Source organism: Microbulbifer maximicatervae (SeqCode), from assembly GCF_052467955.1.
This window is the reverse complement of record NZ_CP174329.1, coordinates 4,688,311-4,701,462: the sequence shown is the minus strand read 5'-3', so window position 1 is coordinate 4,701,462 and position 13,152 is coordinate 4,688,311. Positions and strand designations below refer to the sequence as shown.

The following is a 13,152-nucleotide window of genomic DNA, read 5'->3' as shown; positions in this document are numbered from 1 at the left end:
GAACTCCTATGGCAAAACAAGTCATTAAAGTGCCTGATCTCGGTGGTGCCGATCAGGTGGATGTGATTGAAATTTCTGTTGCTGTCGGCGATACCGTCGCGCAAGAGGATTCACTGATTGTGGTGGAGGGCGATAAAGCCTCCATGGATGTGCCAGCCCCAGTGGCTGGCAAAATCCTCAGCATCAGCGTGAAAGAGGGCGATAAGGTCTCTGAAGGCGACGTGATTGGGGAAATCGAAACCGATGTGGCGGAAGCGCCGGCAGAGGAGCCCGCTGCGGCCCCCGCCAAGCAAGAAGCTGCACCCGTTGCGGAGCCTGTGGCTGAAGCCCCTGTGGCAGCGCCGAGCGGCGAGCCGAAAGAGGAAACGATCCAGATCCCGGATCTGGGCGGTGCTGATGCGGTTGATGTGATCGAGATCAGTGTACAGCCCGGTGATGTGGTTGAAGAGGGGGACTCCCTGATTGTGGTGGAAGGCGATAAAGCCTCTATGGATGTGCCTTCCCCCAGCGCCGGTACCGTGGTTTCTATCGCCGTTAAAGAAGGCGACAAGGTTTCCACAGGTGACACTTTGGGCGTGTTGAAAGTAGTTGCTGCAGGCGCCGCCGCGCCCGCGGTTACAGCTGCAGCCCCTGCAGCAACAGCGCCTGCCGAGAGCGCGCCACAGCAGGCATCTGCGTCTGTTGAGCCCCCGGCAGTGCCGCAGAAAGACTATCAGCTGGAGCGCAACCTCACCGCAGCAGCCCAGGTTTACGCCGGCCCCGCCGTGCGCAAACTGGCCCGCGAGTTGGGTGTTACCTTGAATAAGGTGAAGCCTACCGGCCCGCGCAACCGGGTCTCCAAGGACGATCTGCATAATTACATCCGTGAGCAGGTGAAGAAAGCTGAAAGCGGCGCGGTTGGTGTCGGCGGTGGAATCGGTATCGCCAAGATGCCGGATATCGACTTCAGCCAGTTTGGCCCGGTGAATGTGGAGCCGATGAGCAAGATCCACAAGATTACCGCAGCCAACATGTCGCGCAACTGGCTCAACGTGCCTCACGTCACCCAGTTTGACGATGCGGATATCACAGAGCTGGAAACCTTCCGCAAGTCCATGAAGGTCGAGGCGGAGAAGCGCGGAGTGAAGCTCACCCCAGTGCCTTTCCTGCTGAAAGCGGTAGCTGCGGCCCTGCGTGCAGAACCGAGCTTTAATGTGTCCCTGCACAACGATGGCGAGCACATTGTGCGCAAGGACTATGTGCATGTGGGTATGGCAGTAGATACACCCAAAGGCTTAATGGTGCCGGTTATCCGCGATGTGGATAAGAAAGGCCTGTACGAGCTGGCGGCCGAGGCCACTGAAATGGCCCTGAAGGCCCGCGATGGCAAGCTGAAGCCCAACGAGATGCAGGGCGCCTGCTTTACCATTTCCAGTTTGGGGGCTATCGGCGGCACCGGGTTTACCCCGATCGTCAATTCTCCGGAAGTTGGTATCCTCGGTGTTTCCAAGCTGGCGATGAAGCCGGTGTGGAACGGTAAGGATTTTGAGCCTCGGCAGATGTTGCCCTTGGCGCTCTCCTACGATCACCGCGCGGTAAATGGCGGAGATGCCGGACGCTTTATGACTTATTTGGTTAGCGTGCTGGCGGATGTGCGCAGACTGTTGCTGTAATTGCCAGCGAGTTAAAGTCAGTAAAAAAAGCGGCCAATCGGCCGCTTTTTTTATAGTCAGGACTAAGGAGCCTTTAAGTGGAAATGAAATATTCGCCGCGTAAAACAACAATAAGATGATTTACGCGCAAATCGATTCTGGATTGCTGGCTGCTAATGCCTCGGCAGCTAGACTCACAGAGAGGCTACTATCATCGCAGCACTGAAAATGTGAGGTGTCGGATTATGGGACCTACAAGGAAATTCGCGTTGCCGTTTGTGGCGGTATTTGCGATGCAGGGCTGCTTGTTTTTGCCTGCGGACGAAGTGGAGGGCGAAGACCCTTTCTTTTATGAGGCAGAGGCTGCCGGACAAAGCGCCAGCTTTGTGGAAGTCGGCAGTAACCACACAAAATACCCACAACCCCTTACCGCCAAAAGCGAATGCGAGGCGGCGGATTGCGTAGATAGCTTGCAGGACTCCATGGCCTGGTTTTTCCCTATATTGCGGGTTTACTAACGATAGTAGCCGAGCTCAGTGTGGAGCTGTTGCGAAATAGCCGGATCTAAAAGTGCGTGGATTCTGTCCGCGCGGTGCTGATACGGAGCGCTACCATGCAAAAATTTGCGATATTTATTTCTGCTTTGTCGATGGGTGTATTCCTTGAGGGTTGTGGAACCCCCGATACGCGCAATCAAGTAGTTTATCCCGTAAGCCCGCCAATTCCCCGCCATGCGGAATACCGGGGTTATCCCTCTTCTCACTCTTCTCATTCCTCCCACGTGCCAGATGCACCTGCGTCTCCAACAAGCTGCCCGGGAGATTCTGAGGAGCTGGCGCCGGGTTCTATTTGCCCACCCAGTGCTCGTTGTTTTGACATTTCCGGTGGAAGGCGTTGTATTTCCTATGAAAATTAGCGTTGTTTTTTTTCTTGTTCTTGTAACGCAGTCCCTGGCGGGCTGCGTGGCTGACGGTTTCGGTTATGACTTAACCGGCACGGCAACTTACTACACCTACAAAACTACTCCGGTGCCACCGGATGAACTTACTGCATTCCCGCGTTTTTGCCTGGCCGGTGATCCCTATATGGGAAGTCTCGATAACTGTATTGCCGAGGGTGTGCACTGCTATCAACTGGACACCGGTGATTGGTGTGAAGGACCCTATTCACCGTTTGAATTAAGTTATAGCTTTTATTGATCGATATAAAGGTTATCTGCGATTGAAGGGAGTATTGGCTGGGTGATTTGGGGCTATTTTAATAGTGTTTTGATACTCTCTTTAATCGAGGTGCCAATATAGTACTTCAGGCCATGGAAAGTACCTTTGATGTTAATTCCTGGGTTGTATTCGTACCCGAGTTTTTCCAGAAGCACATTGAGTTTTTTCTTGATGCCAATAGCAAACCAGCTGCAAGGGAATGAAATAATACTCGGAGTTTCTCCATTGTGTAGGTATATTTCTTCGTTGTGAATTTTGCTTACTTGGCTTAGTAGATTGAAACTTGGATTGGCGGCATCAAAGTTAAAAAAAAGTTGGCTTTCACCGTCGATACCTATTTGTGTGCAGTTTTGGTGTGCATAATAGTGCCTAAGAATTTTTTGGTCATCAGAGTAATTGGGGTACATGTTACGAGCGGCCTGGAAAAGGTTTTGTAGCGCTATATTTCTGCCTATAAAGACTCCTGTAGAAAAAACACACTCGCTGGGAAAAAATTTTCTTTCAAAAAATCCTTGTATACCGCTATGTTCGTAATCATTGGAAAAAATAATTTCCTTGCCAAAGGTGAGAAATTTTTTTTCTAAGTGTTTGATTGATGGCAGTATTAGTGAATCGAAACCATCCAGGTAGCAGACGATATCCTCTTCCGGTAGGGATCTAAAGAAAGGCATTAAGATGTCTATTTTGGACGAGAAATCTTTCCAAGGGTAATTGTGCCCAAGGATAGATAATGACACGCCGTTGCGGTTGGCGGATTCCAGTAGGACGGGAAGCATCCTTTCCGAGTGGGTGGCAATCGTGGCGACATGCAACATCTTTTAGGAAGAGATCTCGATAATCTGAAGTATTTTTTAACGGCATGGATTTATTGCCGCTCGGAAAAAGTCTAGCCGAACGCGGCTTTTGCCACTGAAGTTCGGCGGAACTTGATTTTCTTACGAAAAAGCGTTTGTGTGCACGCTCGTGTTTTTATGGATTATTCTTTCATTGGTGATTGTTTTACTGTGGATGCCAAACCCTAGGGCTGGGGTATTAGGGAGGAGGGTTATCCGTCAATAAATAGGCTGGTAATGAAAGGTGCCAATAAAAGCTGGCTTTGGAATGTTATTGTTGCCGTGGATCAATTGGGCAATGCCATTGCTGGCGGCAATCCTGATGCAACTATATCTGCGCGCTGTGGTTATTTCTCAAGGGTGACAGAAACACGTTTTCGGCGTTACTGGAGGTTTCTGGAGCGGGTAATTAACTATACCCTGAAGCCGATTGATGGGCCCGATCACTGTTACCAATCCTACCTGTGGGATCACGCTGAGAAACACGAAGAAGGCAGTGATTATATGCGTGCTGTTTTAGGAGTTATTGTGATTTTGATTTGTGTGCCAATGGGCTTGTTGATCCGCTTGTATGTGATTGTTTTTCCTGGAGCCCGCTGGAAAAAGGAGGAGCGCAAGTAGAAAAAGCCCGGGCGCATAGTGTTGGTGCGCCCGGGATAAGCGGGGTTAAGTATTAGTCGCGTGCTCTAAGGGTAAATTGCTTTCTTGACTATCTGCGTGACGGGCAGCTGATAGTTTGCCGCCGGCAATCTTGCGCAGGGCAACATAAAATACCGGAGTGAGGAACAGGCCAAACAGGGTTACACCGATCATGCCGGTAAATACGGTAATTCCCATGGCATTGCGCACCTCAGCGCCAGCGCCGCCGGCCAATACCAGTGGAACAACACCGGCAATAAAGGCGACTGAAGTCATAATGATCGGGCGCAGACGCAGGCGGCAGGCTTCCAGTGCAGCCTCGACAGTGCCTTTGCCTTCCATTTCCAGTTCGCGAGCAAATTCCACGATTAAAATAGCGTTCTTACAAGCGAGCCCCATCAGTACAACCAGCCCGACTTGAACAAATACATTGTTGTCGCCGCCAGTAGCCCAGACACCAAATAGTGCAGCCAGCAGACACATGGGCACGATCAGGATCACCGCCAGTGGCATTACCCAGCTTTCATAGAGGGCGGCCAGCACCAGGAATACCAGTAGTACTGCGAGAGGGAAAACCACCATAGCGGCATTGCCCTGGTTGACCTGCTGGAAGCTGAGGTCGGTCCACTGGATTTGCATGCCCGGTGGCAGGGCTTGGCTGGCAACCTGCTCAACCGCTGCCAGTGCCTCGGAAGAGGACAAAATGCTGGGATCGGACTGCCCCATCAGGTCGGCTGCGGGATAGCCGTTGTAGCGGATCACCGGATCGGGTCCGTAACTCTGGCGCAGGGTCACCATGGTGCTGATGGGCACCATCTCCCCATTCATATTGCGAGTGTAGAGATTATCGAGATCCTGCACTTCATCGCGGAAGGGTGCATCAGCCTGGGCAACGACCTGGTAGGTGCGGCCGAAAAGGTTGAAGTCGTTGATATACATAGAGCCGAAGTAGAGCTGCAGGGTGCCGAACAAGTCGTCCATGCGCACACCTTGAGCCTTGGCCTGTAGTCGATCCACTTCCGCGTCCATCTGCGGCACATTGGCCTGGTAGGAGCTGAAGGGGTAGCTGAGGCCGCTGGCTTGGCTCAGGGCACCAGCCAACATATTGGTGGCGTTTTGCAGCTCACCGTAGCCGGCACCGCGACGGTCCTGAACATAGAGCGAGTAGCCGGAGCCGGCACCCAGACCGAAGATGGGCGGCGGCATAAAGGTCATGGCAAAGCCTTCCTTGATCTGTGAGATCTTGCCATTTAGCTCCGCAGCGATTTCCTGGGCACTGCGCTCACGTTCATCGAAATCGTCGAACAGGATAAATACCGTGCCCACGTTGGGGGTGTTGGTACCTTGCAGGGCATTGAAGCCGACAAAGGCCGCGGCGTTGGCAACACCTTCTGTTTCCAGGGCCAATTCACTCACGCGGCGAGCAACTTCCTCGGTGCGGTCCAGGGAGGCACCTTCCGGCAGGCGGATACTGCCCACCAGGTAAGTCTTATCCTGAACCGGAATAAAGCCGCCGGGCACCTGTTGGAACAGGGCGAAAGTACCGCCGAGCAATATCAGGTAAACACCAAATACGATACCACGACGCTTGAGGCTGCCACCCACGATCCGCTGGTAACGCTCGGAATTGCGCTGGAAGAAGCGGTTGAAAGGGCGGAATATCCAGCCGAACAAACGCTCAATAATGCGCGCGGGCATATCCGGTTTGGCGCCGTGAGGCTTCAACAGAGTTGCCGCCAGAGCCGGAGATAGAGTCAGAGAGTTGATCGCGGAGATAATGGTGGCGATGGCAATGGTGGTGGCAAACTGGCGGTAGAACTGGCCGGTGATGCCGTCCAGGAATGCCATGGGCACAAACACCGCGCAGAGCACCAGGCTGATCGCGACAATCGGACCGCTCACCTCGCGCATGGCTTGGTGGGCAGCGGCTAAAGGCGTCAGTCCCTCCTCGATATTCCGCTCGACGTTTTCCACCACCACAATGGCGTCATCCACCACAATACCGATGGCCAGCACCATGGCGAACAGGGTTAGGGTGTTGATTGAGAAGCCCAGCATTAACAGCACCGCAAAGGTGCCGACAATAGATACCGGCACGGCCAACAGCGGGATCAGTGAGGCGCGCCAGGTTTGCAGGAACAGGATAACCACCAGAACCACGAGTAGTACGGCTTCCAGTAGGGTCTTGATCACTGAGCTGATGGAGGTGCTAACAAAAACCGTGGGGTCGTAAGCGACTTCCCATTTGAGGCCTTCCGGGAACTGGTCATCCAGTTCAGCCATTTTCTCCCGTACCGCCGCAGAAACCTCCAGTGAGTTGGAGCCGGGAGATTGGAAAATAGGGAGAGCGACAGCCTGGCGGCCGTTAAGTAGGGCGCGCAGGGAGTCCTGGGAAGAGGCCAGCTCTACACGGGCCACATCTCTCAGGCGGGTGATCTCACCATTATTGCCGGTCTTGAGTACAACATCGCCAAACTCCTCTTCACTTTCCAGGCGGCCTTTGGCGTTAATGGAAATCAGGAAGTCGGAGCCGTTCGGCATGGGGGAGGCGCCGATCTGGCCGGCGGAAACCTGTACGTTCTGCTCACGCACGGCACTGACAATATCGGCAGCAGTAATGCCTACGGCGGCGGCTTTCTGCGGGTCCACCCACAAGCGCATGGCGTAGTCACCGGAACCGAATACGGCGGCAAGACCCACGCCGGGAATGCGCGATAGCTCATCGCGAATATGCAGTACGGCGTAGTTGCGAATATAGGTAGCGTCGAGGCTGTCGTCCGGTGAAATCAGGTGCACCGCCATCATCAGGTTTGGCGACTGCTTCTGGGTAGTAACACCTTGCAAGCGGACATCTTCGGGCAGGCGCGGCAGGGCCTGGGACACCCGGTTTTGCACCTGTACCTGGGCTTGGTCCGGGTCGGTGCCCAACTCAAAGGTCACGTTCAAAGTCAGGGTGCCGTCACTACCAGCCACTGACTTCATGTAGATCATATTTTCCACGCCGTTAATTGCTTCTTCCAGCGGCGTGGCAACAGTTTCTGAGATTGTCTTAGGGTTAGCGCCAGGATAGCGAGCACTCACTTGCACACTGGGAGGCACAACTTCGGGATATTCGCTGACCGGCAGTGAGGGAATACTGATCAGACCGACGACGAAAATAATGATCGACAACACGGATGCAAATATCGGTCTGTCGACAAAGAAACGGGAAAAATTCATATACTGCTACTCCGAGAGCGACTCAGTCAGCCGCTCGGATTCCATTGATAGGATTAGCTGAATGTATGGGCCCACTTCGGCAAGCCCCTTGCTCTTTGTTTAATGGCCAGCGACTTGGGTCGCCTTTACCTGCTCCTGCATGGCCACCATTTCCGGTGCGACGGGCATGCCTGGGAAGAAAATCTTTTGCAGGCCATTCACCACAATTTTCTCGCCGGGCTCCAGGCCGCTGCGGATAACCACAAGGTCACCTTGGCGTTGGCCAGCGACCACGGGGCGCTTTTCGGTGACATTACTGTCGTTGACGATGTAGACATAGCGGCGGTCCTGATCGGTAAGAACCGCTTTGCTATTGATTAAAACTGCCTGTGACACCTCTTCAATCGGCATTTCCACCCGGGCAAATTGCCCCGGTCTGAAAAAGCCGTCCCTGTTGTTAACCACAGCGCGGAATTGAATAGTGCCGGTATGGCTGTTCAGGCGGTTATCAATAAAGTCCAACTCCCCACTGTGTGGATAGCCCTGCTCACCGGCGAGACCTATGCGCACAGCAGGTTTTTGCCCGCTGTTGAGTAAGTCGCGGCCCTTAGCAAAAGTCTGTTCGTCACTTTCGAAATACACGTACATTGGGTCGACAGAGACCAGCGTTGTCAGCAGGGTGCTGTCGGCATTGGCGAGATTGCCTTGAGTAACCAGGGCGCGGCTTACTCGGCCACTTATTGGTGCTTTAACTTCAGTGTATTGAAGGTCCAACTGGGCATTTTCCAGCGCTGCCTCGGCGGCGCTGAGGGCCGCTCGGGCCGAATCTCGCGAAGCGATACGCCGATCGTATTCCTCGCGGGAGATGGCTTTGCTGTTGAGTAGCTGTTTTGCCCGGCCGGCTTGCTTCTCGCTATAGGAGAGGTCGCTGCGAACCCGAGCCAGGTCTGCGCGGGCGGCGCGTTCGCGAGCTTGGTAAGGGCGGGGGTCAATGGTGAACAGGACATCGCCCTGTTTGACCAGAGTTCCCTCGGCAAATGAAACCTTGTCGATATAACCGCTAACCCGTGGGCGCAGTTCAACGGTTTCTGGGGCTGCCACACGGCCGGTAAAGCTGCGCCACAATGTCGTATTTCCTGCAGATACCTGGGCGACCTCCACGGCTGGGGGAGGCGGTTGTTGACCGCTGGGTGCGTCACTGTTGCAGCCGGCGAGTACCAGTGCGGATACGCCGAATAAAACCGTCGTTAATTTTCTTACCATTACGCGTGTACTCCCTTTGCTACGGAGGGGGAAGGGCTATTGGGTGCTTCTCCCAGTAAGGGCGTAACTCTAGCGGTGGCCAAGTTGGTTGCGGTATCCGGGAACTGTTAATTGATTGCCTATTTCTACTTAAGACGTACTTTTGGGTTGGAAGGATCACATTCTGTTGGATGTGTAAAGAACTGGATATATAACTAGTTATCGCAAAAGGTGATTAAGATATTACAGCGACTGCAGGGCTATTAATCGGTTATAGTTACCTATTACTGCACAGTGATTGCCCAATCCTGCAAAACTACACGGAAATTGCCTAAAACTCCGTATACTCTGTGCCACTTCGTGTTGAGTCGTGGAATTGTTAGCGGGCACAAGGGGAGCATATGAGCATTGAAAAAAGAGCGGAATTCAACTCTGTCGCCATGGATATGGAGTCGATACGGCAGAAGCTGATTGCCTCCCTGATGCGTCAGGCACCGGAACAGGGATTAAATGAAACGGTACTGGGTGGTCTCTCCCTGATTCGCTGTAATGAGCCGGGAGCCTGTGCGGCATCGGTGTATACACCGTCCCTGAATTTTATTATTCAAGGCCGCAAGACCTTAGAACTGGGAGACCGGGAAATTTCCTATATGCCGCTGAGCTATGTGGCAACCTCAGTGCACTTACCGATCCTGGGGCGTGTTGAAGATGCTTCCCTGGATACACCGTTCCTCGGGGTAAAGATAACGATCGACCCGCAAGAGGTGGCAGACCTGGTTATGGAGCTGGGTGATAAGGCGCCGGGTGTGGAGGCTGGCTACGACTGTCCCGAAGTCAGCTGCGGCCTGTGCCTGACCAAAATGGATTACGGTATGCTTGATGCGCTAAACCGGCTGGTTTCCTTGCTGGATAGCCCTAAAGATGTCCCGATACTGGCGCCATTAGCCCGGCGTGAGATTATCTATCGTGCCCTGATGGGGGAGATTGGCGCGCGGATGCGCAAGTTTGCCATGGTAGATAGCCAGGCGAACCGGGTATCCCGCGTGATTGAGGTGCTAAAAGACCGTTTCTCAGAACCGCTGCGTATCAGTGACTTGGCCGACCAGGCCAATATGAGTGAGTCATCCCTGTATCACAGCTTTAAGCAGATCACGCGCATGTCCCCGTTGCAGTTCCAGAAAAAGCTGCGTTTACATGAGGCACGACGCCTAATGTTGACTGAGGGACTGGAAGCGGCTTCCGCCAGCTATCGGGTTGGCTATGAGAGCCCCTCTCATTTCAGTCGTGAATACAGCCGTATGTTTGGTCTTCCGCCCCGCGCGGACGTGATTAAATTGCGCGGTGAACAGCGGGTCCCAGCTTAATTTGAAACTGGGTTGCCCTGCTTCAAAACAAATAAGCTACACCACCCTTCGGGACTGATATCGCCCTCCACAACCAGGCAGGCATTGGGGGGCTCAAATAGCTGACAGTCCACGCACTTTTTCCCATCCTTGGGAGTATCCTGGTAATTTACTTTGTCTTTTTGCGCTTTGATTTGGGCCTGAGCTGAGGGTGCTGCGATAAATGTGGCAGGAATTAAAAGTAGCGATGTTCCTGAAAGCTTAAGAAAGTGGCGACGGGAGTTGTCTAGAGGCTTTTCCATAAATGAATGCCTGAATGATGAAAATAAGTTTCTGGCATTCAGGTTAGCTGGAGAGGGGAGTTTTGCTCAAATTAAAGGCTTTGTTTTAAGCGGGAATCTTATTCTATTTGTTAAATTGGAGACGGCGCCATGTAGGCGCCGTCTGTTTTTACTTCTTTACTTGGTTACGCGTATTTTAGCTACAGATTTATCTCCGCTGCGAGATACGACCCGAACCTTTAAGCCGTAAGGTGTGATAGCGCGGCCGGCATCTGGTATTTCTTCGCTGCTATAGCTCCGGGTGTCATTAAACAATGGGTAGCGGCGGTTGTGAGTGTCACTTAAGAGTATGCCGTAGTCCTCGAGTAAATCCAGAACCATGTCGTCGGCTCTTTCGATGTTAAATGTGGCATCGTGAACCTGATAGCGGGTACTGGCAACGGAATCATCACTCCATCTCAATACATTTTGGTCGGCATCAACAACTCCGAGGAAGCCGTTTCCTGGGTGTACGCCAACCCAGTTATTATCGTAGCTGGAATCTACGTACCAAACCAAGAGGCCTTCTGTGAAAGTGAGCATCTCGCCGGCTACATTCACATGTGCCAATCCGGCATCAACGCCGCGATGCGTACGCCATTCGAGTAAGTAGTAGTGATCGTGCTCGAGATAGCCTGGGTTTCGGCTAAAGCCTGCAAGGCTAAAGTTGCCATCAGTTTCAGCATCATCGAAAAGGAATGTTGTGTCATCAATTTCGATGCTGATGTCATCGGCAAAAAGACCTGAATTCGCTACGGCGCCATCAGTAATATAGGTAAGTGAAAGGCTAATTTCTTGCCCGGCGTAAGCGCTTAGATCGAATGCAACGTCAATCCAGCCCTCGGAGCTACCAGTAATACCATTACCTGGGTTGGTGCCGTTGGGATTGGTATCTGTAGTTACTGAACCGGGAATGGAGACAAAGCCATCACCGGAATCTACCATGATCGCGGCGTAATCCCAATCCAGCTCAATGTCGTACCAAGCTTTGAAAGAGAGGCTTGCTGTTTCTGCATTGCTCAGATCAACAGATATTGTCATAGAGTTTTGCAGGTTGTTGCCGCTACCGCTGAAGTAGGCGTATTCTCCACTGCTGGGTTCGGTAACTATTTCTTGTTTTGCTGGTAGGTCAATTCGGACTGCATCGTTATTGGTCCCCTTATTAACCGCTTCATCGAGTAGCAACTCGATACCGCGGCGAGGAATTTCATCTAGTGCAATAGTTTCACCATGAAGCCAGTTCCCACCATGGTTGTGTTGCAGGTATTCCTTGGCATAGGCAGAGAAGCCGGTGGGCTCTGAACCCGGAATAATACCGGCCCAGCTACCACTGGACATAATGGACCAGGAGGAGACGGGTTCACCGCGACCGCTACCATCGGTATCGTATTCATCGGGCAAGCCCAAATCATGGCCATATTCATGGCTGACAACCCCTGCAGCGGCGTCCGCCGGCTGAATGGTGTAATCATAAGCAGCCATAGTGCCGCCCCAGTAATCTACCTCCGCAGTAGTTCCTTCTAGTGAATAGACGCTGCCAAGGTTCCAACGGTGAGACCAAATGGCGTCTTCACCCAGTTGCCCGCCACCTGCTTCTTCACCAACCGAGGAGTGGAAGATCATGATGTGGTCTACCAAACCATCTGCTTCCCAAAAATCGCCATCACCATCCAAGTCGTAACGGTCTTCAATATCAAAGTCTGACAGGTTTACTGTGGGGTCGGCAGCTGCAGCTTCCAGGGCCTCACGAATTAGGGAGCGAGCATCACCATCGGTGTTATTGCCGTAAAAAGCTGCTGGTTGGTTGGCCATATACCAACCTGCTACAGAGCCTTCAACTGAGTAGCTGTTGCCGGATTGCTGCCAGTAAAACTGTTGCATGGATAGCATGTTTTCCCCATTGGGGCCTTCAAAGCCGTTTTGGGAGAAAAGCAAGTCAGCGTAATGTTCAGCGGCGTAATCCGCGTAGTACATATCACTTTCCCCGGGCTCGATGCTGTTATGGGGAAAATCGGGGAACTCCATCAAAATAGCGAGAACCCGTGCAGTTTGGGCTTCACCGTCGTAGCTCTCTAGTTGAATGTTTCTAGGGTGGCGGCTGCCATGGTTGCGGTGAAGGGAACCTTTGCCCCTTTTAAGCCGGGGGTGATGTTTTCCACGGGCATCGCGCATCATCGTTACGGTATCGCTGGAAAGATCTTGAGCCCCATTAATGCTATGGGTGGCCCGCTCTTTTAAGTAAGCCCTTAAAGTGCGTTCAGCTTCTGCAATAGAGGCATCTTGGCTGATGCGCCCAGAGCGCTTGAGCATATCAATTAATTTGGCTTCATTGGCAATAACCAAGTCGACTTGATCACCACCCTTTTGAGATGAGTTAACGGCGTGGGCATTGACTGTCATCAGGCTCAGTGCAAGCGTGCCGACGGAGAGCAAACTGTTTATTTTTAGCATGATCCCTTCTTGTGCGTTCCGAGATAATTATAAGTTCCGAAATCAGACATAAATAAAACTTACTAAAATAGTCAGACTTCGAGTTGTGGCAGCTCAGTTTTTTTATTATTAGCTACAGAGGGATGACGTTTTAAGATGATTAGGCCGCAATAAAATTATAGAGATTTGGCATAATTTTAAACTAAAGTGTGACGTTCATTTGATCACTGAGAAATTTTCCCGTTGACGCTGTTAGAAATTATTTCCCCGTCTGGATGGCTTTTGTAGCATAACTT

General features: G+C 52.3%; 11 protein-coding genes. 6 read left to right on the top strand and 5 right to left on the bottom strand.

Features of this window, described 5'->3' with window-relative positions; all coding sequences use genetic code 11:
• Positions 1–8 precede the first annotated feature (8 nt).
• From aceF to ACJJI5_RS20195, 4 genes are all read left to right on the top strand, one after another.
• Positions 9–1,652 carry a dihydrolipoyllysine-residue acetyltransferase gene (gene aceF / locus ACJJI5_RS20210; protein ID WP_445355039.1) on the top strand — a complete coding sequence of 548 codons (1,644 nt, stop codon included), beginning with the start codon at positions 9–11 and terminating at the stop codon, positions 1,650–1,652.
• Between the two features lie 224 nt (positions 1,653–1,876).
• Positions 1,877–2,149, top strand: coding sequence for a hypothetical protein (locus ACJJI5_RS20205; RefSeq protein ID WP_444895151.1), 273 nt, complete (start codon positions 1,877–1,879; stop codon positions 2,147–2,149).
• Between the two features lie 95 nt (positions 2,150–2,244).
• Positions 2,245–2,547 carry a hypothetical protein gene (locus tag ACJJI5_RS20200; RefSeq protein WP_282934207.1) on the top strand — a complete coding sequence of 101 codons (303 nt, stop codon included), beginning with the start codon at positions 2,245–2,247 and terminating at the stop codon, positions 2,545–2,547.
• Entirely contained in the window at positions 2,537–2,830 is a 294-nt protein-coding gene (locus ACJJI5_RS20195; protein ID WP_444895150.1) for a hypothetical protein, read from the top strand. The genes ACJJI5_RS20200 and ACJJI5_RS20195 overlap by 11 nt, the downstream gene beginning before the upstream one ends.
• Before the next feature lie 53 nt (positions 2,831–2,883).
• Here ACJJI5_RS20195 and ACJJI5_RS20190 read toward each other — a convergent pair whose 3' ends face one another.
• Positions 2,884–3,666, bottom strand: a complete 783-nt coding sequence (locus ACJJI5_RS20190; protein WP_444934910.1) for a glycosyltransferase domain-containing protein — start codon at positions 3,664–3,666, stop codon at positions 2,884–2,886.
• Between the two features lie 255 nt (positions 3,667–3,921).
• Here ACJJI5_RS20190 and ACJJI5_RS20185 point away from each other — a divergent pair, with 255 nt between their 5' ends.
• Positions 3,922–4,305: a hypothetical protein gene (locus ACJJI5_RS20185; RefSeq protein WP_444934911.1), complete on the top strand. Its 384-nt coding sequence runs from the start codon at positions 3,922–3,924 to the stop codon at positions 4,303–4,305.
• 45 nt (positions 4,306–4,350) lie between these two features.
• Here the strand turns inward: ACJJI5_RS20185 and ACJJI5_RS20180 are convergent, their stop codons facing one another.
• A complete protein-coding gene (locus ACJJI5_RS20180) occupies positions 4,351–7,542 on the bottom strand; it encodes an efflux RND transporter permease subunit (protein ID WP_445355038.1) in 3,192 nt (1,063 codons plus the stop codon).
• Positions 7,543–7,641: 99 nt separating this feature from the next.
• Positions 7,642–8,784 (bottom strand): efflux RND transporter periplasmic adaptor subunit, encoded by a 1,143-nt coding sequence (locus tag ACJJI5_RS20175; protein WP_444939999.1) that lies wholly within the window; start codon positions 8,782–8,784, stop codon positions 7,642–7,644.
• 380 nt (positions 8,785–9,164) lie between these two features.
• Here ACJJI5_RS20175 and ACJJI5_RS20170 point away from each other — a divergent pair, with 380 nt between their 5' ends.
• Entirely contained in the window at positions 9,165–10,127 is a 963-nt protein-coding gene (locus tag ACJJI5_RS20170; RefSeq protein ID WP_282934202.1) for an AraC family transcriptional regulator, read from the top strand.
• On the opposite strand, the gene ACJJI5_RS20165 is transcribed toward ACJJI5_RS20170, so the two are convergent.
• Entirely contained in the window at positions 10,124–10,408 is a 285-nt protein-coding gene (locus ACJJI5_RS20165) for a hypothetical protein (RefSeq protein ID WP_282934201.1), read from the bottom strand. The genes ACJJI5_RS20170 and ACJJI5_RS20165 overlap by 4 nt on opposite strands.
• A gap of 156 nt (positions 10,409–10,564) precedes the next feature.
• Entirely contained in the window at positions 10,565–12,877 is a 2,313-nt protein-coding gene (locus tag ACJJI5_RS20160) for an immune inhibitor A domain-containing protein (protein WP_445355037.1), read from the bottom strand.
• Positions 12,878–13,152 lie beyond the last annotated feature (275 nt).

Coding starts and splice junctions, on each gene's coding strand:
- aceF (WP_445355039.1), top strand. CDS start 9: ATGGCAAAACAAGTCATTAAAGTGCCTGATCTCGGTGGTGCCGATCAG.
- ACJJI5_RS20205 (WP_444895151.1), top strand. CDS start 1,877: ATGGGACCTACAAGGAAATTCGCGTTGCCGTTTGTGGCGGTATTTGCG.
- ACJJI5_RS20200 (WP_282934207.1), top strand. CDS start 2,245: ATGCAAAAATTTGCGATATTTATTTCTGCTTTGTCGATGGGTGTATTC.
- ACJJI5_RS20195 (WP_444895150.1), top strand. CDS start 2,537: ATGAAAATTAGCGTTGTTTTTTTTCTTGTTCTTGTAACGCAGTCCCTG.
- ACJJI5_RS20190 (WP_444934910.1), bottom strand. CDS start 3,666: ATGTTGCATGTCGCCACGATTGCCACCCACTCGGAAAGGATGCTTCCC.
- ACJJI5_RS20185 (WP_444934911.1), top strand. CDS start 3,922: ATGAAAGGTGCCAATAAAAGCTGGCTTTGGAATGTTATTGTTGCCGTG.
- ACJJI5_RS20180 (WP_445355038.1), bottom strand. CDS start 7,542: ATGAATTTTTCCCGTTTCTTTGTCGACAGACCGATATTTGCATCCGTG.
- ACJJI5_RS20175 (WP_444939999.1), bottom strand. CDS start 8,784: ATGGTAAGAAAATTAACGACGGTTTTATTCGGCGTATCCGCACTGGTA.
- ACJJI5_RS20170 (WP_282934202.1), top strand. CDS start 9,165: ATGAGCATTGAAAAAAGAGCGGAATTCAACTCTGTCGCCATGGATATG.
- ACJJI5_RS20165 (WP_282934201.1), bottom strand. CDS start 10,408: ATGGAAAAGCCTCTAGACAACTCCCGTCGCCACTTTCTTAAGCTTTCA.
- ACJJI5_RS20160 (WP_445355037.1), bottom strand. CDS start 12,877: ATGCTAAAAATAAACAGTTTGCTCTCCGTCGGCACGCTTGCACTGAGC.